Annotated in this window: 25 protein-coding genes; 23 read left to right on the top strand and 2 right to left on the bottom strand. The window is 60.5% G+C overall.

Features of this window, described 5'->3' with window-relative positions; genetic code table 11:
- Window positions 1-168: 168 nt before the first annotated feature.
- The 14 genes from flhA (at window position 169) to K0F88_RS15940 (ending at window position 14,508) form a co-directional block, all read left to right on the top strand.
- Entirely contained in the window at window positions 169-2,298 is a 2,130-nt protein-coding gene (gene flhA, locus K0F88_RS16005; protein WP_219095671.1) for a flagellar biosynthesis protein FlhA, read from the top strand.
- 11 nt (window positions 2,299-2,309) lie between these two features.
- Complete coding sequence (gene flhF / locus K0F88_RS16000) at window positions 2,310-3,644, top strand: flagellar biosynthesis protein FlhF (RefSeq protein WP_219095670.1); 1,335 nt, start codon at window positions 2,310-2,312, stop codon at window positions 3,642-3,644.
- Between the two features lie 116 nt (window positions 3,645-3,760).
- Window positions 3,761-4,591, top strand: coding sequence for a flagellar synthesis regulator FleN (gene fleN, locus K0F88_RS15995; protein WP_003222917.1), 831 nt, complete (start codon window positions 3,761-3,763; stop codon window positions 4,589-4,591).
- The gene (fliA, locus tag K0F88_RS15990; RefSeq protein WP_007894214.1) at window positions 4,588-5,328 is read left to right on the top strand and encodes an RNA polymerase sigma factor FliA; all 741 of its coding nucleotides are present in this window, start codon (window positions 4,588-4,590) and stop codon (window positions 5,326-5,328) included. The genes fleN and fliA overlap by 4 nt, the downstream gene beginning before the upstream one ends.
- A gap of 167 nt (window positions 5,329-5,495) precedes the next feature.
- Window positions 5,496-5,867: a chemotaxis response regulator CheY gene (locus tag K0F88_RS15985; protein WP_003183998.1), complete on the top strand. Its 372-nt coding sequence runs from the start codon at window positions 5,496-5,498 to the stop codon at window positions 5,865-5,867.
- 22 nt (window positions 5,868-5,889) lie between these two features.
- The gene (locus K0F88_RS15980; RefSeq protein ID WP_219095669.1) at window positions 5,890-6,678 is read left to right on the top strand and encodes a protein phosphatase CheZ; all 789 of its coding nucleotides are present in this window, start codon (window positions 5,890-5,892) and stop codon (window positions 6,676-6,678) included.
- A 64-nt stretch (window positions 6,679-6,742) separates the two neighbouring features.
- Window positions 6,743-8,974, top strand: coding sequence for a chemotaxis protein CheA (locus tag K0F88_RS15975; RefSeq protein ID WP_219095668.1), 2,232 nt, complete (start codon window positions 6,743-6,745; stop codon window positions 8,972-8,974).
- Between the two features lie 50 nt (window positions 8,975-9,024).
- Entirely contained in the window at window positions 9,025-10,164 is a 1,140-nt protein-coding gene (locus K0F88_RS15970) for a chemotaxis response regulator protein-glutamate methylesterase (protein WP_219095667.1), read from the top strand.
- On the top strand, window positions 10,164-10,904 hold the full coding sequence (locus K0F88_RS15965; RefSeq protein WP_131061601.1) for a flagellar motor protein: 741 nt from the start codon (window positions 10,164-10,166) through the stop codon (window positions 10,902-10,904). The genes K0F88_RS15970 and K0F88_RS15965 overlap by 1 nt, the downstream gene beginning before the upstream one ends.
- 15 nt (window positions 10,905-10,919) lie before the next feature.
- Window positions 10,920-11,810 (top strand): flagellar motor protein MotD, encoded by an 891-nt coding sequence (motD, locus tag K0F88_RS15960; RefSeq protein ID WP_219095666.1) that lies wholly within the window; start codon window positions 10,920-10,922, stop codon window positions 11,808-11,810.
- Between the two features lie 43 nt (window positions 11,811-11,853).
- Entirely contained in the window at window positions 11,854-12,642 is a 789-nt protein-coding gene (locus K0F88_RS15955) for a ParA family protein (RefSeq protein WP_109628602.1), read from the top strand.
- Window position 12,643: 1 nt separating this feature from the next.
- Window positions 12,644-13,540, top strand: coding sequence for a CheW domain-containing protein (locus K0F88_RS15950; protein WP_219095665.1), 897 nt, complete (start codon window positions 12,644-12,646; stop codon window positions 13,538-13,540).
- 89 nt (window positions 13,541-13,629) lie between these two features.
- Window positions 13,630-14,115: a chemotaxis protein CheW gene (locus K0F88_RS15945; protein WP_010456928.1), complete on the top strand. Its 486-nt coding sequence runs from the start codon at window positions 13,630-13,632 to the stop codon at window positions 14,113-14,115.
- The gene (locus K0F88_RS15940) at window positions 14,116-14,508 is read left to right on the top strand and encodes a DUF2802 domain-containing protein (RefSeq protein WP_219095664.1); all 393 of its coding nucleotides are present in this window, start codon (window positions 14,116-14,118) and stop codon (window positions 14,506-14,508) included.
- Window positions 14,509-14,622: 114 nt separating this feature from the next.
- Here the strand turns inward: K0F88_RS15940 and K0F88_RS15935 are convergent, their stop codons facing one another.
- Window positions 14,623-14,952 (bottom strand): EscU/YscU/HrcU family type III secretion system export apparatus switch protein, encoded by a 330-nt coding sequence (locus K0F88_RS15935; RefSeq protein WP_219095663.1) that lies wholly within the window; start codon window positions 14,950-14,952, stop codon window positions 14,623-14,625.
- A complete protein-coding gene (locus tag K0F88_RS15930) occupies window positions 14,949-16,523 on the bottom strand; it encodes a flagellar hook-length control protein FliK (RefSeq protein ID WP_219095662.1) in 1,575 nt (524 codons plus the stop codon). Before K0F88_RS15930 ends, K0F88_RS15935 begins: the two co-directional genes overlap by 4 nt.
- A 197-nt stretch (window positions 16,524-16,720) precedes the next feature.
- On the opposite strand from K0F88_RS15930, the gene ccmA reads away from it, so the two are divergent.
- The 9 genes from ccmA (at window position 16,721) to ccmI (ending at window position 23,667) form a co-directional block, all read left to right on the top strand.
- Window positions 16,721-17,356, top strand: a complete 636-nt coding sequence (gene ccmA, locus K0F88_RS15925) for a cytochrome c biogenesis heme-transporting ATPase CcmA (RefSeq protein WP_219095661.1) — start codon at window positions 16,721-16,723, stop codon at window positions 17,354-17,356.
- Window positions 17,353-18,021 carry a heme exporter protein CcmB gene (ccmB, locus tag K0F88_RS15920; protein ID WP_219095660.1) on the top strand — a complete coding sequence of 223 codons (669 nt, stop codon included), beginning with the start codon at window positions 17,353-17,355 and terminating at the stop codon, window positions 18,019-18,021. The genes ccmA and ccmB overlap by 4 nt, the downstream gene beginning before the upstream one ends.
- A 75-nt stretch (window positions 18,022-18,096) precedes the next feature.
- Window positions 18,097-18,852 carry a heme ABC transporter permease gene (locus K0F88_RS15915; RefSeq protein WP_219095659.1) on the top strand — a complete coding sequence of 252 codons (756 nt, stop codon included), beginning with the start codon at window positions 18,097-18,099 and terminating at the stop codon, window positions 18,850-18,852.
- Complete coding sequence (ccmD, locus tag K0F88_RS15910; RefSeq protein WP_027922383.1) at window positions 18,849-19,025, top strand: heme exporter protein CcmD; 177 nt, start codon at window positions 18,849-18,851, stop codon at window positions 19,023-19,025. The genes K0F88_RS15915 and ccmD overlap by 4 nt, the downstream gene beginning before the upstream one ends.
- Window positions 19,022-19,477 (top strand): cytochrome c maturation protein CcmE, encoded by a 456-nt coding sequence (gene ccmE, locus K0F88_RS15905; protein WP_008026817.1) that lies wholly within the window; start codon window positions 19,022-19,024, stop codon window positions 19,475-19,477. Before ccmD ends, ccmE begins: the two co-directional genes overlap by 4 nt.
- 3 nt (window positions 19,478-19,480) lie before the next feature.
- Complete coding sequence (locus K0F88_RS15900; protein ID WP_219095658.1) at window positions 19,481-21,469, top strand: heme lyase CcmF/NrfE family subunit; 1,989 nt, start codon at window positions 19,481-19,483, stop codon at window positions 21,467-21,469.
- Window positions 21,466-22,002, top strand: coding sequence for a DsbE family thiol:disulfide interchange protein (locus K0F88_RS15895; protein ID WP_094471268.1), 537 nt, complete (start codon window positions 21,466-21,468; stop codon window positions 22,000-22,002). Before K0F88_RS15900 ends, K0F88_RS15895 begins: the two co-directional genes overlap by 4 nt.
- Window positions 21,999-22,472 (top strand): cytochrome c-type biogenesis protein, encoded by a 474-nt coding sequence (locus K0F88_RS15890; protein WP_094471269.1) that lies wholly within the window; start codon window positions 21,999-22,001, stop codon window positions 22,470-22,472. The genes K0F88_RS15895 and K0F88_RS15890 overlap by 4 nt, the downstream gene beginning before the upstream one ends.
- A complete protein-coding gene (gene ccmI, locus K0F88_RS15885; protein ID WP_219095657.1) occupies window positions 22,465-23,667 on the top strand; it encodes a c-type cytochrome biogenesis protein CcmI in 1,203 nt (400 codons plus the stop codon). Before K0F88_RS15890 ends, ccmI begins: the two co-directional genes overlap by 8 nt.
- Window position 23,668: the final 1 nt, after the last annotated feature.

Below are 23,668 nucleotides of genomic sequence, written 5' to 3'. Positions count from 1 at the left end.
CGAACGCGACACGGCTTGAGTGCAGGACGCGCAGGCTCTGCGCTACGACCAACATTCAATACGCCCCTCTATTTCCCCCCTCTGCAAAAGTTGGAAGGTTTCTTGCAATAGTCGCCCTGCGCCTCTTTCAGGCGTCAAAAGTTTGCTTTAAAGAAACGGGGAAAACCGGTGGATCGCTCTCAGTTATTCAACACTGCACGCACAAACGTTGCCGACTTGAGTCGGGGCAACCTGGGTGTGCCGTTGTTGCTGCTGGTCATGCTGGCCATGATGATGCTGCCGGTGCCGCCGTTTCTGCTGGACGTGTTTTTCACGTTCAACATTGCGCTGTCCATCGTCGTGCTGTTGGTGTGCGTGTATGCATTGCGGCCGCTGGATTTCGCAGTGTTCCCGACCATTCTGCTGGTGGCGACGTTGTTGCGACTGGCGCTGAACGTGGCCTCCACCCGAGTGGTGATGCTCCACGGTCAGGACGGTCATGCCGCCGCCGGTAAGGTGATCCAGGCCTTCGGCGAGGTGGTGATCGGCGGTAACTACGTGGTCGGTATCGTCGTCTTCGCGATTTTGATGATCATCAACTTCGTCGTGGTGACCAAGGGTGCCGGGCGGATTTCCGAGGTGAGCGCACGTTTCACCCTCGATGCGATGCCCGGCAAACAAATGGCGATCGACGCCGACTTGAACGCCGGCCTGATCGACCAGAACCAGGCCAAATTGCGCCGGATGGAAGTCGCCCAGGAAGCCGAGTTCTACGGTTCCATGGACGGTGCCAGCAAATTCGTGCGCGGTGACGCCATCGCCGGTCTGCTGATTCTGTTCATCAACCTGATCGGCGGCATGGCGGTCGGTATCTTCCAGCACGGCATGACCTTCGGCGACGCCGGCCGGGTGTACGCTTTGCTGACCATCGGTGACGGTTTGGTGGCGCAATTGCCATCACTGCTGTTATCGACAGCTGCAGCGATCATGGTGACCCGTGCTTCCGGTTCGGAAGACATGGGCAAGCAGATCAATCGCCAGATGTTCGCCTCGCCGAAAGCGTTGGCCGTGGCGGCGGGTTTGATGGCAGTGATGGGCCTGGTGCCCGGCATGCCGCACTTCTCCTTTCTCAGCATGGCGGCCTTGGCTGCTGGCGGCGCATACCTGTTCTGGAAGAAGCAGAACGTGGTCAAGGTTCAGGCCCTGCAAGAGGTCAAGCGTCAACAGGAGCTGCTGCCATCGCCAGCCCGTGCCATGGAAACCAAGGAGCTGGGCTGGGACGACGTGACGCCGATCGACATGATCGGGCTGGAAGTCGGCTATCGCCTGATTCCGCTGGTGGATCGCAACCAGGGTGGTCAGTTGCTGGCGCGGATCAAGGGCGTGCGCAAGAAGCTGTCCCAGGATCTGGGCTTCCTGATGCCGACTGTGCACATTCGTGACAACCTCGACCTGGCGCCGAGTGCTTACCGCCTGACCCTGATGGGCGTGATCCTGGCAGAAGCCGAGATTTACCCGGATCGCGAACTGGCGATCAACCCGGGGCAGGTCTACGGCACGCTCAATGGCATAACCGCCAAAGATCCGGCTTTTGGCCTGGAAGCGGTCTGGATCGAAATCAGCCAGCGTGCCCAGGCACAATCGCTAGGTTACACCGTGGTCGACGCCAGCACGGTCGTGGCGACGCACTTGAACCAGATTCTGTACAAGCACTCCAGCGAACTGATCGGTCACGAAGAAGTCCAGCAACTCATGCAATTGCTGGCCAAAAGCTCGCCGAAACTGGCTGAAGAGCTGGTGCCGGGGGTGGTCTCGCTGTCGCAGTTGCTCAAGGTGCTTCAAGCGTTGTTGGCCGAGCAGGTGCCGGTGCGGGACATTCGCAGCATCGCCGAGGCCATCGCCAACAATGCTGCCAAGAGTCAAGATACTGCCGCTTTGGTGGCCGCGGTGCGCGTCGGCGTATCCCGCGCAATCGTCCAAAGCATTGTAGGGACTGACTCCGAGCTACCAGTTATCACTCTGGAGCCAAGGTTGGAACAAATATTGCTCAATAGTCTTCAGAAGGCAGGACAAGGCTCGGAAGAGGGTGTTCTGCTGGAGCCAAGCATGGCTGAGAAACTGCAACGCTCGTTGATCGATGCGGCGCAGCGTCAGGAAATGCAAGGTCAACCGGTGATTCTGCTGGTAGCCGGCCCGGTTCGCGCGATGCTTTCGCGATTCGGCCGACTGGCAGTCCCGGGTTTGCATGTGTTGGCTTACCAGGAAATTCCTGACAACAAGCAAGTGACCATCGTTGCGACAGTAGGGCCCAACGGCTGAGGTAGTGGTTTATGCAAGTTAAGCGTTTTTTCGCCGCCGATATGCGTCAGGCCATGAAACTGGTTCGTGATGAGCTGGGCGCTGATGCCGCCATTATTGGCAACCGCCGGATCGCCGGTGGTGTCGAGCTGACGGCTGCCCTGGATTACAAGTTGTCGGCGCTGGCCCCGCGTGTTCCGAACATGGAACTCGAGGATGAGCTGCGCAAGACCCAGTCGCGGATCGTCACCGCCCAGGCCGAATTGAGCCTGCGTGGCGACGGCGAAACCGAAGGCGACAAGACCACCAATCGCCAGTTGTTCGCCGGCCTGCCGTTGACCGCCGCCGAGCCGCTGATCGAGCCGACGTATGCCGAACCTCGTCGCTCGGCGCCAGCCCCGGCACCTGCCGCTGGCGGCGTCGATCCACGGGCGTTCGATTCGATGCGTTTCGAACTCAACAGCCTGCGCGAATTGATGGAAGTACAACTCGGCTCCCTGGCCTGGAATCAGCTGCAAGGCAGCCGTCCGGCCCAGGCCAATCTTTGGCGTCGCCTGCAACGCATCGGCCTGTCCGGCCCGTTGTCCCGCGACTTGCTGGCGATGATTACCGACATTGACGAACCCCGTCAGGCCTGGCGCATGTTGCTGGCGCACCTGGCGCGGATGATTGCCACACCGGAAGTCGAGCCACTGGAAGAGGGCGGCGTGATTGCCATGGTCGGCCCTGCCGGCATGGGCAAGACCACCACCCTGGCCAAGCTCGCGGCCCGCTACGTGCTCAAATACGGCGCGCAAAACATCGCGCTGGTGAGCATGGACAGCTACCGTATCGGTGCTCAGGAACAATTGAAGACCCTGGGCCGGATCCTCAACGTGTCGGTAACCCACGTTGATCCGGGCCAATCGCTGGTGCAGGCGCTGGATCCGTTGCTGCGCAAACGCGTGGTGTTGATCGATACCGCCGGCCTTCAGGCCAGCGACCCGGCCCTGCGCATGCAGCTCGAAAGCCTGGCCGGACGTGGCATCAAGTCAAAAAATTATCTGGTTTTGGCAACCACCAGCCAGAAACAGGTTCTAACGGCCGCTTATCACAGTTACAAGCGCTGCGGGCTCGCTGGCTGCATCCTGACTAAACTGGATGAAACGGCAAGTCTGGGCGAGGTGTTGAGCCTGGCGATCAGTCATGAATTGCCGGTGGCCTACCTGACCGATGGCCCGCGTATTCCGGATGATTTGCATCTGCCGCGTCGTCATCAGTTGGTCAGTCGCGCCGTAAGCGTGCAAATGCAAGAAGAACCCAGCGAAGAAGCCATGGCTGACATGTTCGCTGATATTTACCACAGCCCGACCAAGCAGGTTGGCTGAGGTACTAATGAACAGTTTTTGTACCTACATCGATGGTCTGCCATGCATTGTTCAGTTATTGAGCGCGCAGCCAGTAATGTGGCCTCCGTCTATGCAAGACAAGGTAAAGAAATAACATGGGCAGCATGCATCCCGTACAGGTGATCGCGGTGACCGGCGGCAAAGGTGGCGTCGGGAAGACTAACGTGTCAGTGAACTTGTCCCTGGCTCTAGCTGAACTCGGCCGGCGCGTCATGCTGCTAGACGCCGATCTGGGGCTGGCGAACGTCGACGTCCTATTGGGGCTGACACCCAAACGTACCCTGGCCGACGTGATCGAAGGCCGCTGTGAGCTGCGCGACGTTCTGTTGCAGGGCCCTGGCGGTATTCGCATCGTTCCGGCCGCGTCCGGCACACAGAGCATGGTTCATCTGAGCCCGGCCCAGCACGCCGGTCTGATCCAGGCCTTCAGTGATATCGGCGACAACCTCGACGTATTGGTGATCGACACCGCTGCGGGTATTGGTGACTCGGTAGTCAGTTTCGTTCGCGCAGCGCAAGAAGTCTTGCTGGTGGTGTGCGACGAGCCGACCTCGATCACTGATGCCTATGCGCTGATCAAACTGCTGAACCGCGATTACGGCATGAACCGCTTCCGCGTCCTGGCCAACATGGCCCAGAGCCCGCAGGAAGGCCGCAACCTGTTCGCCAAGTTGACCAAGGTCACGGACCGCTTCCTCGACGTCGCCCTACAATACGTAGGCGCGGTGCCATACGACGAAAGCGTGCGCAAGGCCGTGCAGAAACAGCGCGCCGTCTACGAAGCGTTCCCGCGGTCCAAGTGCGCCCTGGCGTTCAAGGCGATCGCGCAGAAGGTCGACACATGGCCGCTGCCTGCCAATCCGCGTGGGCACCTGGAGTTTTTCGTCGAGCGCCTCGTGCAACAGACCGCAGGACCCGTCCTATGACAGCCAGTGGCTACAACCTCTACAAGAAGTCGGCACGTGACGCGCAGTACGAGCTGATCGAGCGTTACGCGCCACTGGTCAAACGCATTGCTTACCACTTGCTGGCCCGTCTGCCGGCCAGTGTCCAGGTTGAAGACCTGATCCAGGCCGGGATGATCGGCCTGCTTGAAGTATCGACCAAATATGACGCCAGCAAAGGCGCGAGTTTCGAGACCTACGCGGGCATTCGAATCCGCGGCGCGATGCTCGATGAAGTACGCAAGGGGGACTGGGCGCCACGTTCGGTTCACCGCAATACCCGCATGGTCAGCGACGCAATTCGCTCGATTGAAGCTAAAACCGGTCGTGACGCTAAAGATCATGAGGTTGCGGCCGAACTCCAATTGAGTCTCGACGATTATTACGGGATTTTGAACGACACCCTGGGCAGCCGGTTATTCAGTTTCGACGATCTGTTGCAGGACGGCGAACACGAAGGGCTGCACGAGGATGGCGCGAGTGCACATCTGGAGCCGTCACGCGATCTGGAAGATGAACGCTTCCAGGCCGCGCTGGCGGACGCGATTGCCAATTTGCCGGAGCGTGAGCGACTGGTGTTGGCGCTGTACTACGACGAAGAGCTGAACCTCAAGGAAATCGGTGAGGTCCTGGGGGTCAGCGAATCGCGGGTCAGCCAGTTACATAGCCAGTGCGCGGCCCGTTTGCGGGGGCGTTTGGGGGAGTGGCGAGCGCGCTGAAGGCAGTGTGGGGACACTGCGAACGAGGCCGGTGGGGTGTTGAACTGCACCGGTCGCGATCTGTTGTGCTCCAGACAGTCATCGAGTGCATTGCCGGATTGATTGAAATGGCGCGTCCAGGTGCTGGGCGCGTTTAAGACTGCTTGGAGGTCGAATTGGACAAGAACATGAAAATCCTCATCGTTGATGACTTCTCAACGATGCGGCGGATCATAAAAAACCTGTTGCGTGACCTTGGGTTCACCAACACGGTCGAGGCCGACGATGGCACTACTGCCATTCCGGTTCTCAACAGCGGGAGCATCGACTTTCTGGTAACGGACTGGAACATGCCTGGCATGACCGGTATCGATCTGCTGCGTCATGTGCGCGCCGATGAAAAGCTCAAGCACCTGCCGGTGCTGATGGTGACTGCCGAAGCCAAGCGCGAACAGATTATCGAAGCGGCCCAGGCCGGTGTTAACGGCTATGTGGTCAAACCCTTCACGGCCCAGGCGTTGAAAGAAAAAATCGAGAAGATTTTCGAACGCATCGGTTGATCCACTGCGCCACGGGGGAGCTATGGAGCATAAAGAATCTTCACTGGGCGATTTTGAATCGACCCTGAAAAAACATGCCCGCGAACTGGTCGACAGCCTTGAAAAAGGCAAGTTCGGCGACGCTGTGCAACTTATCCATGAGCTCAATCAGACCCGTGACCGCGGCCTGTATCAGGAAGTGGGCAAGCTCACTCGCGAGCTGCATAGCGCGATCGTCAATTTCCAGATTGACCCGAACATGCCGCAAGCCGAGGAAGTGTCGCAAATCACGGACGCCACCGAGCGCCTGGGGTATGTGGTCAAGCTGACCGAGGCCGCCGCCAACCGCACCATGGACCTGGTGGAAAACGCCACGCCGCTGGTCAACAGCCTGAGTGAAGAAGCCCAGGCGTTGAGCACGGATTGGGGGCGGTTCATGCGTCGCGAAGTCGGGGCTGAAGAGTTCCGCGAACTGGCCCGGCGTGTCGACGGTTTCCTGACACGCAGCAGCGAAGACAATCGCACAGTGTCCAGCAACCTCAATGACATTCTGCTGGCTCAGGATTACCAGGACCTCACCGGTCAGGTAATCAAGCGCGTGACCCAGTTGGTCACCGAAGTTGAAAGTAACCTGCTCAAGCTCGTGCTCATGGCCAGTCAGGTAGACCGCTTTGCGGGTATCGAACATGACCGTGATGCGATGCTGGCTGAAAAAGATCCGCAAAAACATCTCTCTCAGGGTGAAGGTCCGCAGATTCATGCCGATAAAAGAGAAGACGTTGTGTCCGGTCAGGACGATGTGGACGATTTGTTATCCAGCCTAGGATTTTAGAGTTTTAGCATTTTAGGTTTTTTAGGTTTTTTAGGTTTTTAAACCTGTTAGGAGCACCCCCTTAATGAGCTTCGGCGCCGATGAAGAGATCCTTCAGGATTTCCTGGTTGAGGCCGGCGAGATTCTAGAGCAACTGTCCGAACAGCTGGTCGAGCTTGAAAGCCGACCGGATGATGCGGACTTGCTCAATGCAATTTTTCGCGGTTTTCACACTGTAAAAGGGGGCGCCGGCTTCCTCCAGCTCAACGAGCTGGTGGAGTGCTGTCACATCGCCGAGAACGTGTTCGACATCCTGCGCAAGGGTGAACGTCGCGTCGACTCGGAACTGATGGACGTGGTTCTCGAAGCGCTGGACGCGGTGAACAGCATGTTCACCGAAGTTCGCGAACGCAGCCCGATTACGGCTGCCACGCCTGAATTGCTCGCGGCACTGGCCCGTCTGGCCGAGCCGCAAACGGCTGATGAATCTGCGCCGGTTGCTGAAGTGGTCGAAGCACCTGCCGCTGAAGAATCGGGCGACATCACTGATAACGAATTCGAACAATTGCTGGACTCGCTGAACGCTGTCAAGGCTCAAGCCGAAGCGCCGGCGGTTGCTCCAGTGGCGGCTGCCGATTCGGCGGCCAGCGACGAAATTACCGATGCCGAGTTCGAGTCGTTGCTCGATCAACTGCACGGCAAAGGCCAGTTCGCCGTCGACGCGGTGGCACCGGCTGCTGCACCGTCTGCTCCGAAAGCGGCCGGCGACAGCTCCGATATTACCGACGACGAATTCGAAGCACTGCTCGACCAGCTGCACGGCAAGGGCAACTTTGCGGTGGACGCGCTGGAATCGGCCATTGCCGCCGTACCCGCCGCGGCTGCGCCAACCGCGAAAGCGGCCGGCGGTGATCTGATCTCCGATCACGAGTTCGAATCGCTGCTCGACGAATTGCATGGCAAAGGCAAATTCACTGAAGTCGGCACAGGTGCTGCGGTGGCTGCTCCAGCCGCCAAGGCTACTGCGCCGAAACCGGTTGCCAAAGCGCCCGAGCCAAAAGCCGAAGCGCCGAAACCGGCGGCTGCCGCTGCACCGGCTCCAGCCCGCGCACCGTCCGCGCCGCCACCGGAAAAACCGGCCAGCGAAGCCGAGACCACCGTGCGGGTTGATACCGCGCGTCTCGACGAAATCATGAACATGGTCGGCGAACTGGTATTGGTGCGTAACCGCTTGGTCCGTCTGGGCCTCAACAGCGGCGACGAAGCCATGTCCAAGGCCGTGTCGAACCTCGACGTGGTCACTGCCGACCTGCAAACCGCGGTCATGAAGACCCGGATGCAACCGATCAAGAAGGTCTTCGGGCGCTTCCCGCGCCTGGTTCGCGACCTGGCTCGCCAGCTCAAGAAAGAGATCAACCTGGAGCTGGTCGGCGAAGAAACCGACCTCGACAAGAACCTCGTCGAGGCCCTGGCCGACCCGCTGGTCCACTTGGTGCGCAACTCGGTCGACCACGGTATTGAAGAGCCGGCCGAGCGCGAAGCGATGGGCAAGCCTCGCAGCGGCAAGGTGATCCTGTCCGCTGAACAGGAAGGCGACCATATCCTGCTGTCCATCTCCGATGACGGCAAGGGTATGGACGCTGATGTCCTGCGCGGCATCGCCGTGAAGAAAGGCTTGATGGACAAGGATGCAGCCGATCGCCTCAGCGAGTCCGATTGCTTCAACCTGATCTTCGCGCCAGGTTTCTCGACCAAGACCGAAATTTCCGATGTCTCCGGACGCGGCGTGGGCATGGACGTGGTGAAAACCAAAATCGCCCAGCTCAACGGCACCATCAATATCTATTCGACCAAGGGCAAGGGCTCGAAGATCGTCATCAAGGTCCCGTTGACCCTGGCGATCATGCCGACGCTGATGGTCATGCTCGGCAACCAGGCGTTCGCGTTCCCGCTGGTGAACGTCAACGAGATTTTCCACCTCGACCTGTCGCGCACCAACGTGGTGGACGGTCAGGAAGTGGTGATCGTGCGGGACAAGGCACTGCCATTGTTCTACCTCAAGCGCTGGCTGGTCAGCTCCGCGGCTCACGAAGAGCAGCGCGAAGGCCACGTGGTGATCCTTTCGGTGGGTACTCAGCGGATCGGCTTCGTCGTCGACCAGCTGGTGGGCCAGGAAGAAGTGGTCATCAAGCCATTGGGCAAAATGCTCCAGGGAACCCCGGGCATGTCGGGCGCCACCATTACCGGTGACGGTCGCATCGCGCTGATTCTCGATGTTCCGAGCATGCTCAAGCGTTACGCCGCACGGCGTATTTGATTCTGGTGGAGCGGGGCGACTAAGCCTCGCTCCGTCCTAACGGAGTGTTTATGGCAGTCAAAGTCCTGGTGGTGGACGATTCGGGGTTTTTCCGCCGCCGCGTCTCGGAAATTCTTTCAGCGGATCCGAATATCCAGGTCGTCGGTACGGCGACCAACGGAAAAGAGGCGATCGATCAGGCGCTGGCCCTCAAGCCAGACGTGATCACCATGGACTACGAGATGCCGATGATGGATGGCATCACGGCGGTGCGGCATATCATGCAGCGCTGCCCGACCCCGGTATTGATGTTCTCCTCGCTGACCCATGAAGGCGCCCGGGTAACCCTCGATGCGCTGGACGCCGGCGCGGTGGATTTCCTGCCGAAGAATTTCGAAGACATCTCCCGTAACCCGGAGAAGGTCAAGCAACTGCTGTGCGAGAAAATTCTCAGCATCTCGCGCAGTAACCGTCGTGCCAGCACCTACAGCGCACCGGCCCCGGTCGCCGCGCCAGCCCCGACGCCTGCGCCTTCGAGCGTCAGCAGTTACGGCAGCAGCACGCCTTCGCGTCCGGCTCCGGCACCCGTGCCGGTGCGTACCCACGCCCCGGCCTCGTCCGGCCCGTCGTCGCCCGCGCCAAAACGCAAAGCCTACAAACTGGTGGCCATCGGTACGTCCACGGGCGGTCCGGTTGCCCTGCAGCGGGTGTTGACCCAGTTGCCGGCCAACTTCCCGGCCCCGATCGTGCTGATCCAGCACATGCCGGCCGCCTTCACCAAGGCCTTCGCCGAACGTCTGGACAAGCTCTGCCGCATCAGCGTCAAGGAAGCCGAGGATGGCGACATCCTGCGTCCGGGCCTGGCGCTGCTGGCGCCGGGTGGCAAACAAATGATGATCGACGGCCGTGGCGCGGTGAAAATCCTGCCGGGCGACGAGCGTCTGAACTACAAACCGTGCGTGGACATCACCTTCGGTTCGGCAGCCAAGTCCTACGGCGACAAAGTTCTGGCGGTCGTACTGACCGGCATGGGCGCCGACGGTCGTGAAGGCGCGCGTCTGCTCAAGCAGGGCGGCAGTGCGATCTGGGCTCAGGATGAAGCCAGCTGCGTGATCTACGGCATGCCGATGGCCATCGTCAAAGCCGACCTCGCCGACGCAATCTACGGTCTGGACGATATTGGCAGGCACTTGGTCGAGGCGTGTATCTGATGGATGTTTTAAGCCTAATCGGGATCATCATGGCGTTTGTCGCCATCATTGGCGGCAACTACCTTGAAGGCGGTCACCTCGGCGCATTGGCCAACGGCCCGGCGGCGCTGATCGTACTCGGTGGGACCATCGGCGCGGCATTGCTGCAATCACCGATGAGCGCCTTCAAACGTGCCATGCAAATCATTGGCTGGATTCTGTTTCCGCCTCGCGTTGATCTGGCCGGCGGCATCGACCGCGTCGTCAACTGGAGCCTGACCGCGCGCAAGGAAGGTTTGCTCGGTCTGGAAGGGGTGGCCGATGCTGAACCTGACAGCTACTCGCGCAAAGGCCTGCAACTGCTGGTCGACGGCGCCGAGCCGGAAGCGATTCGCAGCATTCTGGAAGTGGATTTCTACACCCAGGAAAGCCGTGACATCGAAGCCGCAAAAGTCTTCGAAAGCATGGGCGGTTATGCGCCGACCATCGGCATCATCGGCGCGGTGATGGGCCTGATCCATGTCATGGGCAACCTGGCCGATCCGACGCAACTGGGCAGCGGCATCGCCGTCGCCTTCGTCGCGACCATCTACGGCGTGGCCAGTGCCAACCTGGTGTTGCTGCCGATTGCCGCCAAGCTCAAATCCGTTGCCTTGCGCCAGTCGCGTTATCGCGAAATGTTGCTGGAAGGGATCCTGTCGATCGCCGAAGGTGAAAACCCTCGCTCTATTGAGTTGAAGCTTCAGGGCTTCATGGATTGATGGGAGACATGGACCATGGCACGTCGCAGGCAACCTGAAGAACACGTCAATCACGAACGCTGGCTCGTTTCTTACGCCGACTTCATCACGTTGCTGTTCGCATTCTTCGTGGTCATGTACTCGATCTCTTCGATCAACGAAGGCAAGTACAAAATCATCTCGCAAGCGATGATCGGGGTCTTCGCCGACGCCGATCGCTCCCTCAAGCCGATCCCGGTTGGGGAAGAGCGGCCGATGACCGTGACCCCGGCCAAGCCATTGGTCAAGGACAGCGAGCAGGTCGATGCCGGTGTGGCCGGTGCCAGCGATCCGCTGAAAAGCATCGCCGATGACATCAGCGCGGCGTTCGGCGACTTGATCAGCTCCAATCAGATGACCGTACGCGGCAACGAGCTGTGGGTCGAGATCGAACTCAACTCCAGCCTGTTATTCGGCAGCGGCGACGCCATGCCCAGCGACATCGCGTTCAACATCATCGATAAAGTGGCCGGGATCCTCAAGCCGTTCGACAACCCGATTCACGTCGAAGGCTTCACCGACGATCAACCGATACGCACCGCGCAATACCCGACCAACTGGGAGCTGTCCTCGGCGCGTTCGGCGAGCATCGTGCGCATGCTGGCGATGCAGGGCGTAAACCCTGGGCGCCTGGCGTCGGTGGGTTACGGCGAATTCCAGCCGGTGGCCAACAACGCCACCGCCGAAGGCCGGGCGCGCAACCGTCGTGTGGTGCTGGTTGTGTCACGCAATCTCGATGTACGTCGCAGCCTCACCGGTACCGGAACCGCCCATACACAACCGGATGCCGCGTTGAAGCGTGCTGGCACACAAACTGCACCGACCCCGGTCAAGTCGCCGGTACGAGAGAGCGCCGTCAATTCTCCGTCGCCTGCATTAACACGTTGAGCTATTTCTCGGTCGAGCGTATCGACCGGGAGGAACAATCCGAATGAGAGTCTGGGCCGTTGCCAATCAAAAGGGTGGTGTTGGTAAAACCACTTCCTCTATCGCTTTAGCCGGTTTACTGGCCGAGGCGGGCAAGCGCGTGGTTGTGGTCGATCTCGATCCGCACGGCTCCATGACCAGCTACTTCGGCTACGACCCCGACAGCCTGGAACACAGCAGCTACGACCTGTTCCTGCACAAGGGCAGCGTGCCGCAAGGCCTGCCCGGTCAGTTGCTGTTGCCGACCAGCGACGAACGTATTTCGCTGTTGCCGTCGAGTACCGCTCTGGCCACGCTCGAGCGTCAATCGCCGGGCCAGAGTGGTTTGGGCCTGGTGATTGCCAAGAGCCTGGCGCAACTGTGGCAGGACTTCGATTACGCCGTGATCGACAGCCCGCCGTTGCTTGGCGTGTTGATGGTCAATGCCTTGGCGGCGAGCCAGCAGTTGGTGATTCCGGTGCAGACCGAGCACTTGGCCGTCAAAGGCCTGGAGCGCATGGTCAATACGCTGGCGATGATCAACCGCTCACGCAAAGTGGCGTTGCCGTTCACCATCATTCCGACCCTGTTCGACCGCCGCACCCAGGCGTCCCTCGGGACCCTTCGCGTGCTGCGCGACAAATACCCGGAAGAAATCTGGCAAGGCTACATCCCGATCGACACGCGCCTGCGGGACGCGAGCCGGGCCGGGCTGACGCCTTCGCAATTCGACGGCAAGAGCCGTGGGGTTCTCGCTTATCGCGCCTTGCTCAAGCATTTGCTGGCAGCACAACTTGTCCCGCAGGTGGCCTGAGATGAATCGGCCGGTGAAGATTACCTCGCGTCCGCAACTGGCGCTCCAGTCGTATCTGGACAGCCTGCTGATGGAAGCGACTGAAGAGTTGCCGCTGGAAGTGGAAGCGGTGGCTGAAGTCATTGAGGTTGTTGAAGCGGTAGAGGTTGAGGCTGCGCTGGACGAGTTCCAGGCAGCCGTACTTGAAGAGCAGGCGCGTGATGCGCAGAAGTCCGTCGTGACCGCTGCACCTGTCGTAGCGCCCGTGGCGGCTCCGGTCGCAAAAGCTCCGGTGGTGATCGAAGAAGCGCCCGCACCGATCCTGGCGCCGGTCTCGACCCTCGCACCGTTGCTGCAAACCCTGGTGCCGCCGCTGGTCGAAGTCCATCTGCCGCCGAGCAATACGCCGCCACCGGTAGAAAATGACGGGCGCCCGGCGTGGGCCGCCGAGCCGTTCGAATGCCTGCTGTTCGATGTCGCCGGGTTGACCCTGGCGGTGCCGTTGGTGTGCCTGGGCTCGATTTATTCGCTGGCCGGTCACGAGCTGACGCCGCTGTTCGGTCAGCCGGAATGGTTCCTCGGGATCCTGCCAAGTCAGGCCGGCAACCTGAAAGTCCTGGACACCGCGCGCTGGGTCATGCCCGACCGCTACCGCGATGATTTCCGCCAGGGCCTGCAATACGTTATTTCGGTTCAGGGCTACGAATGGGGGCTGGCGGTGCATCAGGTCAGCCGCTCGTTGCGCCTGGACCCGAACGAAATCAAATGGAGAAGTCATCGAGGTCAGCGGCCATGGCTCGCCGGCACGGTGATTGAGCACATGTGTGCGCTGCTGGACGTTTCCGCCCTGGCCGAGTTGATCGCCAGCGGTGGGGCAAAGCACATGGGCGGCAGCAAGCCGCTACACAAACCGACATAGCTGCCGACATAACAAGTAGGCGACGGCATTGTTGAATGCCGCCACACAGAATACACACCGCCAGAAGCGGTTTTTCGAGGGGTCAGGGTATGAGTAGTCAAGCGACGAATGCAAAAGGTTCCGAAGATCCGATCCTGCAATGGGTAACCTTCAAGCTGGACAATGAAACCTACGGCATCAACGTGATGCGCGTTCAGGAAGTCCTGCGTTACACCGAAATCGCCCCGGTCCCGGGTGCCCCGAGCTACGTGCTGGGCATCATCAACCTGCGCGGTAACGTGGTCACGGTCATCGACACCCGTCAGCGCTTCGGCCTGATGAATGCCGAGATCAGCGACAACACCCGTATCGTCATCATCGAAGCCGACAAGCAAGTGGTCGGGATCATGGTCGACAGCGTGGCCGAAGTGGTTTACCTGCGTCAGTCGGAAATCGAAACCGCGCCAAACGTCGGTAACGAAGAGTCCGCCAAGTTCATTCAAGGCGTGTGCAACAAGAACAACGAACTGCTGATCCTGGTCGAACTGGACAAGATGATGAGCGAAGAAGAATGGTCGGACCTGGAGAACATCTGATTGATTCTTGAGGTAGCGGTCATTGTCCTGTTCCTTTTCTGGGCAGGCACGCTGGCAATGTTCCTGGCGTACATTCGCGCTCAACGGCAAATCGCCGCGCAACAGGCCCAGGGTGATGCGTTGCGCGATCAGCGCATCAAGGACCTGGCCAAGCGCGTCGACGACTATCAGAGCGGCAACGTGCGCATGGGTGAAGACCTGCACGAACTGCGCGCCGTCGTCGGCCCCTTGCCGGACAAACTGGCCCAGCTGGAACAGCGCGATCCGTCGAGCCTGTCGTTTGCCCAGGCGGCACGGTTGGTGGGCATGGGGGCTACCGTCGATGAACTGACTCAGTCTTGCGGGTTGACCCAGGCTGAGGCGGAGTTGATGCGCAAGCTTCACAAGAACTAGAAGATCAAAAGATCGCAGCCTCGTTTCACTCGACAGCTCCTACAGGGATACGCGATCCCAATGTAGGAGCTGTCGAGTGAAACGAGGCTGCGATCTTTTGCATTCAACCCAAATTCAATAATCATCCCCGCGCTCAGTCACATCCTTCTCCACCATCACCGCCTCCGGATCATGCCCCGCCGGAAACTTGCCCTTCAGGTTCCAGGCAAACGCAATAATCTCGGCAATCGTGCGGTACAACTCCTCCGGAATACTCTCGCCCAACTCCATCCGCGCCAGCAGCTTCACCAGCTCGGCGTTTTCATAGATGGGCACTTCATAATCCCGGGCAAGCTTCAGAATGGCTTCGGCCAGTTCCTCGTCACCTTTGGCCGTGAGGGTAGGGGCGTGGGTGCCGTCGTATTTGAGGGCGATGGCCTGGCGTGGGGTGTTGGGGTTTCTCATGCGGTTTCGTCGACCCAGCGTTGTTCGAGGCGGGTTTGCGGGCCTTGCGGTGGCGTGCCGAGGTGGCAGTCGAGATCGCCGACGTTCAGCCCGGAGTCCAGCAGACGCTGGCGCAGCCCGGCCAGATTGCTTTCGATCAGGCTCGCGGTGTATGGCCGTTCGGCCCAGAGCTGGCTGGACAGGCTGCCTTTGATCAACTGCGCCTGAATTTGCAACGGGCCCAGCGGCTCCATGTCGAACGCCAGGTCCACACGCCACAGTGGTTGTTTCGGCTCGCGTTCGTCTCGACGTTCGTGGGGCTGGTCTTTCTCGGGCGCTTCTTCGCGCTGGAACTTGACCTGCAACGGCACGATGTCCTGCAAGTTGCGCATCGGGATTTCCAGTTGCCAGGTGCTGAGCAGTCGACCGTCGTCAGTGACCCCGGTTTGCTCGAGACTCGACAATTGATGGCTTTGCAGGCGAGAAACGGCCGCTGCGGCCAGGCGCAGCAAATGCTCCAGATCGTCTTCGCCGTCGTGGCTTTGCAGCAGCCGTTCGGGCAACGGGAAACTGGTCGGCAACGGCTTGGCGCTGACCTGACCGAGCATGCCGAGGGCACTGCGCACGAAACTCGGCATGGACTGGACCAGCGTGTTGGCGGCAATGATCGCATTGAGATTGGTGTTGGCCGGCAGCCCTGGCGTCAGTTGCGCGATCAGTTTGAGCAGATCGCCTTTCATGTCCGGCGCCAGTGTCGGGTTTTGCCCGGTCAGCAGTTTTGCTTCGAGGAACAGTCCGCTGTTGGCCAGCGCCTGGGCGAGGCCTTTTGGCGTACTCAGTTGCCGAACGTCCGGCAAACCGGCCAGCAGTTTTTCCACGGCAACCCGCAGGTCGCTGGAGGTCTGGTCCGACGGTGGCAGGTTTTGCAGGACTTTGATCAAACCATCCAGCGAGCCTTGGCGGCTCTGCTGACTGACCAATTGCTGGGTGACCGCCAGCTGCTCCTGACGGCTGCTCAGCGGCACGAACTTCAAGGTTTGCGTGTCCTGCACCAAGGCACTCAACAACGTGCCGATACGCAGCGGCGTCGGGCTCTCGATGCTCAGCGTGCTGCCGCTTAACGCGGTGTTGAGCAGGCTCACCATCGAACGAAACACCGTCGGCTGGCCCGGCACCTGCGGCAACACTTGCGAGGTCAGCACTTTGCCCTGCAACAACGTTCCGACCGGTAGTTGCGCCGTGTCGATGCGGGTGAGGGTGGCGACGCTGGAAGCAATGGCCTGTTGCACCGTGATCGCCAGGTTGCTCGCTGACGGTTGGGTGATCGCCAGGCTGGTACCTTGAGGCAGCGGCTGGGTGCTGGTGGCCTGGACCGTGGTCTGGCGGCCGCTGTCTAGGGTGACTTTGAGCAACAGTTCAAAGCTCTGATCCGCCTGCTTGAGCGACAGCACTTCGGCCTTGGCGGTCTGACCGGGAGTGATCAGGCCCTCCATCGGCGTCAGCAGCTTGAGCAGGTCGCCACTTACCACCAGCGGCCGCGAAGTCGCGGGCGTGGTCTGCGGTAGCGGGAGGATGTTCATTTCGCCTGTCATACGCGGTCACAACCTGAGGAAAATGCACTCTTTAGAGTAGGGCATGGCATGTATAATGCCGCCCGTCTTTCGGGGAGTGGCGAAAACATTGCATTTGTTTGACGCAGCTCTCTAGAACAGGCCGCCAATGCATCTATGCTGCATCTCTTTAGCGGCCGCTCCGCCGCCGACTTGAACCGCAAAAGGCCCGTGATCTCTTGACCAGTCCTGTCCTGCAAACCGTTGCCCTTGCTTGTGAGCGAGACCTTCGGCTGCTCTTCGAAAATCTCGAATTGAGACTGGCCAGTGGCGAAATGGTGCAAATCAGTGGCCCCAACGGCAGCGGCAAGACCAGCCTCCTGCGTCTGCTATCCGGCCTGATGCAGCCGACCGCCGGTCAAGTGCTGCTCAACGGCCAGCCGCTGAACGATCAGCGCCTTGAACTGGCGCGCAACCTGCTGTGGATCGGGCATGCCGCCGGGATCAAGGACTTGCTGACGCCAGAGGAGAACCTGACCTGGCTCTGCGCCCTGCATCAACCGGCTTCCCACGAGGCTATCTGGCAAGCGCTGGCCGATGTCGGACTGCGCGGTTTCGAGGATGTTCCCTGCCACACGCTGTCCGCCGGGCAGAAGCGCCGTGTGGCGTTGGCTCGGCTGTATCTGGACAGCCCGCCGCTGTGGATCCTCGACGAACCGTTCACCGCGCTCGATAAACAAGGCGTGGCGCAACTCGAAGAACACCTGGCCGCCCACTGTGAGCGCGGCGGCATGGTGGTGTTGACCACCCACCACACGCTGAGCCGGATGCCGGCCAGCTATCGCGATATCGATCTGGGGAAGTGGGCCGTATGAGTGTTTTCGGCCTGTTGGTCGCCCGTGAGGCCCGTCTGCTGTTCCGCCGTCCGGCTGAACTGGCGAATCCGCTGGTTTTTTTCGCGATCGTCGTTTCGCTGTTCCCTTTGGCGGTCGGTCCCGAGTCTCAATTGTTGCAAACCTTGTCTCCGGGACTGGTCTGGGTCGCGGCCCTTTTATCGGTCCTGCTCTCGCTGGACGGGCTCTTCCGCAGTGATTTCGAAGACGGATCGCTTGAACAGTGGGTCCTTTCGTCGCACCCCCTGCCTCTTCTGGTTTTGGCCAAGGTACTGGCACACTGGGCCTTCTCTGGCCTGGCACTGGTTTTGCTCGCTCCACTGCTGGCGTTGATGCTCGGTTTGCCAACCGCCTGTCTGCCGGTGTTGCTGCTTACTTTATTGCTGGGTACACCGGTGCTGAGCCTGCTCGGTGCGGTGGGCGCAGCCCTGACGGTAGGATTGAAACGCGGCGGCCTGTTGCTGGCGCTGCTGATTCTGCCGCTGTACATCCCGGTGTTGATTCTCGGCAGTGGCGCCTTGCAGGCGGCCTTGCAGGGTATGCCGGCGACCGGTTATCTCTTGTGGCTTGGTAGCCTGACCGCCCTGGCGATAACGCTGACACCGTTTGCAATAGCTGCTGGCCTGAAGATCAGCGTCGGCGAATAATGAGGTCTGGTCAAAATTTGATCAGTAAAGACCCTAGGCTCTTCAAAGCGAAGAGCAACCGTGATGGAAACAGTAATGAACTGGACCTGGTTTCATAAGCTCGGCTCGCCCAAATGGTTTTACGGCATCAGTGGCAAATTGCTGCCGTGGCTGAGCATCGCTGCGTTGTTGCTGATCGGCGTCGGTGTCGTTTGGGGTCTGGCCTTCGCGCCGCCTGACTACCAGCAAGGCAACAGCTTTCGCATCATCTATATCCACGTTCCGGCCGCCATGCTGGCGCAGTCCGTCTACGTCATGCTGGCGGTGTGCGGCATCGTCGGGCTGGTCTGGAAAATGAAACTGGCCGACGTCGCCCTGCAATGCGCGGCGCCCATCGGTGCCTGGATGACCGCCGTGGCGCTGGTCACCGGCGCGATCTGGGGCAAACCGACCTGGGGCTCGTGGTGGGTCTGGGATGCGCGACTTACGTCCATGCTTATTCTGCTGTTCCTGTACTTCGGTCTCATTGCGCTGGGCAACGCGATCAGCAATCGTGACAGCGCGGCCAAGGCTTGCGCGGTGCTGGCGATTGTCGGCGTGATCAACATCCCGATCATCAAATACTCGGTGGAGTGGTGGAACACCCTGCACCAGGGCGCAACCTTCACCCTCACCGAAAAACCGGCCATGCCCGCCGAGATGTGGCTGCCATTGTTGCTGACGGTGCTGGGTTTCTACTGTTTCTTCGGCGCTGTGCTGTTGCTGCGCATGCGCCTTGAAGTGCTCAAGCGCGAAGCCCGGGCGAGCTGGGTGAAAGCTGAAGTGCAGAACAGTCTGGAGGCCGCTCGATGAGTTTTGCTTCATTCGGCGACTTCCTTGCCATGGGCCATCACGCCCTGTATGTCTGGTCAGCCTATGGCATCTGCCTGGCGGTGCTGGTCCTCAACGTGGCGGCGCCGATCCTGGCCCGCAAGCGGTATCTGCAACAAGAGGCGCGTCGTTTGCGCCGGGAGAACGGCAAGTGAATCCGCTGCGCAAAAAGCGTCTTATCATCATTCTCGCGATCCTGGTGGGTGTCGGCGCTGCCGTCGGCCTGGCCCTGAGCGCCCTGCAGCAGAACATCAATCTGTTTTACACCCCGACCCAGATCGCCAACGGCGAAGCCCCGCAAGACACGCGCATCCGCGCCGGTGGCATGGTCGAGAAGGGCTCGCTGCAACGTTCCGGTGATTCGTTGGACGTGAAATTCATCGTCACCGACTTCAACAAATCCGTGACCATCAGCTACCGCGGCATCCTCCCGGACCTGTTCCGTGAAGGTCAGGGCATCGTGGCGCTGGGCAAACTGAACGCCGACGGCGTGGTGGTGGCCGACGAAGTGCTGGCCAAGCACGATGAAAAGTACATGCCGCCGGAAGTGACCAAGGCTTTGAAAGACAGCGGTCAATCTGCTCCAACGCCCGCGAAGGAGGGTTGATCGATGACATCCGCACTGTTTATTCCTGAACTCGGCCACCTGGCCATGATCCTGGCGCTCTGTTTTGCGCTGGTCCAGGCCATCGTGCCGTTGCTCGGCGCCTGGCGCGGTGACCGTTTGTGGATGAGCCTCGCGCAGCCAGCGGCCTGGGGCCAGTTCGCCTTTTTGTTGTTCGCCTTCGGTTGCCTGACCTACGCGTTCATGGCCGACGACTTCTCCGTCGCCTACGTGGCCAGCAACTCCAACAGCGCCTTGCCGTGGTACTACAAGTTCAGCGCGGTGTGGGGCGCTCACGAAGGCTCGCTGCTGCTCTGGGCCTTGATCCTCGGCGGCTGGACCTTTGCGGTGTCGGTGTTCTCCCGGCAGTTGCCGCAAGTGATGCTGGCCCGCGTGCTGGCCGTGATGGGCATGATCAGCACCGGTTTCCTGCTGTTCCTGATCCTCACCTCGAACCCGTTCAAACGCATTCTGCCGCAAGTGCCCAGCGACGGCGCGGACCTCAATCCGCTCCTGCAAGACATCGGTTTGATCGTTCACCCGCCGATGCTGTACATGGGTTACGTCGGTTTCTCGGTGGCATTTGCCTTCGCTATTGCGGCGCTGATGGGCGGTCGCCTTGATGCGGCGTGGGCGCGCTGGTCGCGTCCATGGACCATCGTTGCCTGGGCCTTCCTCGGTATCGGCATCACCCTGGGTTCGTGGTGGGCCTACTACGAACTCGGCTGGGGCGGCTGGTGGTTCTGGGACCCGGTGGAAAACGCCTCGTTCATGCCTTGGCTGGTCGGTACGGCGCTGATTCACTCGCTGGCGGTCACGGAAAAACGTGGCGTGTTCAAGAGCTGGACCGTGTTGCTGGCCATCGCCGCGTTCTCGTTGAGCTTGCTCGGTACGTTCCTGGTGCGTTCCGGCGTGCTGACCTCGGTTCACGCCTTTGCCTCCGACCCGGAGCGCGGCGTGTTCATCCTGATTTTCCTGCTGTTCGTGGTCGGCGGTTCGCTGACGCTGTTCGCCCTGCGCGCCCCGGTGGTGAAGAGCCACGTCGGCTTCAACCTGTGGTCCCGGGAAACACTGCTGCTGGGCAATAACCTGGTGTTGGTGGTGGCGGCGTCGATGATTCTGCTCGGCACCTTGTATCCGCTGATTCTCGATGCGATGACCGGCGCCAAGCTGTCGGTCGGCCCGCCGTACTTCAACGCGTTGTTCATTCCGTTGATGGCGTTGCTGATGATGGTGATGGCCGTCGGCATGCTGGTGCGCTGGAAAGACACCCCGGTCAAATGGCTGATGAGCATGCTCACGCCGGTGTTGCTCGGCAGTGCCGCGTTGGCCGTGGTGGCTGGCGTCGCTTATGGCGATTTCAACTGGGCGGTGATTGCTACGTTCATGCTCGCGGCCTGGGTGCTGTTGGCCGGTGTGCGCGACATCCTCGACAAGACCCGCCACAAAGGCCTGATCAAAGGTCTGCCGACCCTGACCCGCAGCTACTGGGGCATGCAGATCGCGCACTTGGGCATCGCCGTGTGCGCCCTTGGCGTCGTGCTGTCGAGCCAGAACAGTGCCGAGCGCGATTTGCGCCTGGCGCCGGGCGAGTCCATGGACCTGGCCGGTTATCACTTCGTGTTCGAAGGCGCCAAGCACTACGAAGGCCCGAACTTCACCTCCGACAAAGGCACCGTCCGGGTGATCAAGGGCGGCAAGGAAGTCAGCGTATTGCACCCGGAAAAACGCCTCTACACCGTGCAGAACTCGGTGATGACCGAAGCCGGGATCGACGCCGGTTTCACCCGTGACATTTACGTCGCACTCGGCGAACCGCTGGGCGATGGCGCCTGGGCCGTGCGCGTGCACGTCAAACCGTTCGTGCGCTGGATCTGGTTCGGCGGGCTGCTCACAGGTTTTGGCGGGTTGCTGGCGGCGCTGGATCGCCGTTATCGGGTCAAGGTAAAAAGCCGCGTGCGAGAAGCACTCGGTATGTCGGGAGCCACTGCATGAGACGTTGGTTAATGCTGTTGCCACTGGCGATTTTTCTGGTGGTGGCTGTTTTCCTGTATCGCGGGTTGTATCTGGACCCGGCCGAGTTGCCTTCGGCGATGATCGGCAAGCCGTTCCCGGAGTTTTCCCTGCCAGCGGTGCAGGGCGACAAGACCCTGACCAAGGCCGACATTCTCGGTAAACCTGCACTGGTCAACGTCTGGGGCACCTGGTGCATTTCCTGCCGGGTCGAGCACCCGGTGCTGAACAAACTGGCCGAGAAGGGCGTGGTGATTTACGGCATCAACTACAAGGACGTCAACGCCGACGCCTTGAAGTGGCTGGCGGAATTCCACAACCCGTACCAGTTGGACATTCGTGATGATGCGGGCTCCCTTGGCCTGAACCTCGGTGTGTACGGCGCCCCGGAAACCTTTTTCATCGACGCCAAAGGCATCATCCGCGACAAGTTCGTCGGGGTGATCGACGAACAGGTCTGGCGCGAAAAACTGGCGGCCAAGTATCAGGCACTGGTCGATGAGGCCAAGCCATGAAGCGCTGGATAGCCGCCGCTGTATTGGGTTTGAGCATGGCCGGTGTTGCCCACGCCGCCATCGACACCTACGAGTTCGCCAAAGAAGGCGATCGTGAGCGTTTTCGCGAGCTGACCAAAGAGCTGCGTTGCCCCAAGTGCCAGAATCAGGACATCGCCGATTCCAACGCACCGATCGCCGCCGACCTGCGCAAAGAGATTTTCCGCATGTTGGGCGAGGGCAAGGACAATCAGCAGATCATCGACTTCATGGTTGATCGCTACGGTGATTTCGTCCGCTACAAACCCGCTCTGAACACCAAGACCGCTCTGCTCTGGTTCGGCCCCGCCGGCCTGTTGCTGGGCGGTTTTGTGATCATCGCCGTGATCGTCCGCCGTCGTCGCGTGCAACGCGCTGACACCAAGGATGAGCTCTCTGCCGAGGAGCGTGAGCGCCTCGACCACCTGTTGGATAAAACCAAGAATGATTGATTTCTGGCTCGCTGCAGGTCTGCTACTTCTGGTTGCCCTGAGTTTTCTGCTGATCCCCGTTTTGCGTGGCCGTCGTGCACAGCTCGAAGAGGATCGTACTGCCCTGAACGTCGCGCTGTATCAGGAGCGCGTGGCTGAGTTGCAAACCGAGCAGGAAGAGGGCGTGCTCAACGCTGCGCAACTGGAAACCGGTCGCGCCGAAGCTGCCCGTGAACTGCTCGCCGACACCGAAGGCGTCGAGGCACCGCGCGTGGCGCGCCTGGGCAAACTGTGGCCCTTGCTGGCGGCGATTCTGGTGCCGGTCCTGGGGCTGGGCTTGTACCTGCATTACGGTGCCAGCGACAAGGTTGAACTGACCCGCGAATTCGCCCGGGCGCCGCAGTCGATGGAAGAGATGACCCAGCGTCTGGAGCGCGCGGTCGCGGCGCAGCCGGATTCGGCTGAGGGCTTGTACTTCCTCGGTCGCACGTACATGGCTCAGGACCGTCCTGGCGATGCAGCGAAGATCTTCGAGCGCACGGTGAACCTGGCCGGTCGTCAGCCGGAACTGCTTGGTCAATGGGCCCAGGCCCAGTACTTCGCCGATGGCAAAAAGTGGTCGGACAAGATTCAGGCACTGACTGACGAAGCGCTGAAAGCCGATCCGAAAGAAGTCACCAGCCTTGGCCTGCTGGGCATCGCGGCATTTGAAAGCCAGCGGTATCAGGACGCCATTGACTACTGGAATCGCCTGTTGGCGCAACTGCCGCCGGAGGACAGTTCCCGTGCTGCGCTGCAAGGCGGGATCACGCGAGCCACCGAGAAACTCGAAGCCAGCGGCGGCAAAGTCGCCCAGGCCCCAGTGGCCAAAGCGGCAGCGAAGCTTAAGGTCACCGTGGATCTGGCACCCGAGTTGAAAGCCAAGGTCCAGCCCGGCGACAGCGTGTTCATCTTCGCCCGCGCCACCTCAGGTCCACCGGCACCACTGGCCGCCAAGCGCTTGACCGTGGCCGACTTGCCGGCCACCGTCGAACTGGGCGATGCCGACGCAATGATGCCGCAGTTGAAACTGTCGAACTTCCCTGAAGTCCAACTGGTTGCGCGCATCTCCCGCGCCGGCCAACCGACTGCCGGCGAATGGATCGGTCGCAGCCCGCCCCTGGCCAGCAGCACCACCGCAGCGCAAAAACTGACCATCGACAGCCCGGATAAATAAC

Origin of the sequence: Pseudomonas sp. UMAB-40, assembly GCF_900095275.1 — a bacterium.
In the GTDB taxonomy this organism is placed as follows: domain Bacteria; phylum Pseudomonadota; class Gammaproteobacteria; order Pseudomonadales; family Pseudomonadaceae; genus Aquipseudomonas; species Aquipseudomonas mandelii_B.
This window is presented reverse-complemented; position numbering and strand designations above follow the sequence as displayed.

Coding starts and splice junctions, on each gene's coding strand:
- flhF (WP_219095670.1), top strand. CDS start 2,310: ATGCAAGTTAAGCGTTTTTTCGCCGCCGATATGCGTCAGGCCATGAAA.
- fleN (WP_003222917.1), top strand. CDS start 3,761: ATGGGCAGCATGCATCCCGTACAGGTGATCGCGGTGACCGGCGGCAAA.
- fliA (WP_007894214.1), top strand. CDS start 4,588: ATGACAGCCAGTGGCTACAACCTCTACAAGAAGTCGGCACGTGACGCG.
- K0F88_RS15985 (WP_003183998.1), top strand. CDS start 5,496: ATGAAAATCCTCATCGTTGATGACTTCTCAACGATGCGGCGGATCATA.
- K0F88_RS15980 (WP_219095669.1), top strand. CDS start 5,890: ATGGAGCATAAAGAATCTTCACTGGGCGATTTTGAATCGACCCTGAAA.
- K0F88_RS15975 (WP_219095668.1), top strand. CDS start 6,743: ATGAGCTTCGGCGCCGATGAAGAGATCCTTCAGGATTTCCTGGTTGAG.
- K0F88_RS15970 (WP_219095667.1), top strand. CDS start 9,025: ATGGCAGTCAAAGTCCTGGTGGTGGACGATTCGGGGTTTTTCCGCCGC.
- K0F88_RS15965 (WP_131061601.1), top strand. CDS start 10,164: ATGGATGTTTTAAGCCTAATCGGGATCATCATGGCGTTTGTCGCCATC.
- motD (WP_219095666.1), top strand. CDS start 10,920: ATGGCACGTCGCAGGCAACCTGAAGAACACGTCAATCACGAACGCTGG.
- K0F88_RS15955 (WP_109628602.1), top strand. CDS start 11,854: ATGAGAGTCTGGGCCGTTGCCAATCAAAAGGGTGGTGTTGGTAAAACC.
- K0F88_RS15950 (WP_219095665.1), top strand. CDS start 12,644: ATGAATCGGCCGGTGAAGATTACCTCGCGTCCGCAACTGGCGCTCCAG.
- K0F88_RS15945 (WP_010456928.1), top strand. CDS start 13,630: ATGAGTAGTCAAGCGACGAATGCAAAAGGTTCCGAAGATCCGATCCTG.
- K0F88_RS15935 (WP_219095663.1), bottom strand. CDS start 14,952: ATGAGAAACCCCAACACCCCACGCCAGGCCATCGCCCTCAAATACGAC.
- K0F88_RS15930 (WP_219095662.1), bottom strand. CDS start 16,523: ATGACAGGCGAAATGAACATCCTCCCGCTACCGCAGACCACGCCCGCG.
- ccmB (WP_219095660.1), top strand. CDS start 17,353: ATGAGTGTTTTCGGCCTGTTGGTCGCCCGTGAGGCCCGTCTGCTGTTC.
- K0F88_RS15915 (WP_219095659.1), top strand. CDS start 18,097: ATGAACTGGACCTGGTTTCATAAGCTCGGCTCGCCCAAATGGTTTTAC.
- ccmD (WP_027922383.1), top strand. CDS start 18,849: ATGAGTTTTGCTTCATTCGGCGACTTCCTTGCCATGGGCCATCACGCC.
- K0F88_RS15900 (WP_219095658.1), top strand. CDS start 19,481: ATGACATCCGCACTGTTTATTCCTGAACTCGGCCACCTGGCCATGATC.
- K0F88_RS15895 (WP_094471268.1), top strand. CDS start 21,466: ATGAGACGTTGGTTAATGCTGTTGCCACTGGCGATTTTTCTGGTGGTG.
- K0F88_RS15890 (WP_094471269.1), top strand. CDS start 21,999: ATGAAGCGCTGGATAGCCGCCGCTGTATTGGGTTTGAGCATGGCCGGT.
- ccmI (WP_219095657.1), top strand. CDS start 22,465: ATGATTGATTTCTGGCTCGCTGCAGGTCTGCTACTTCTGGTTGCCCTG.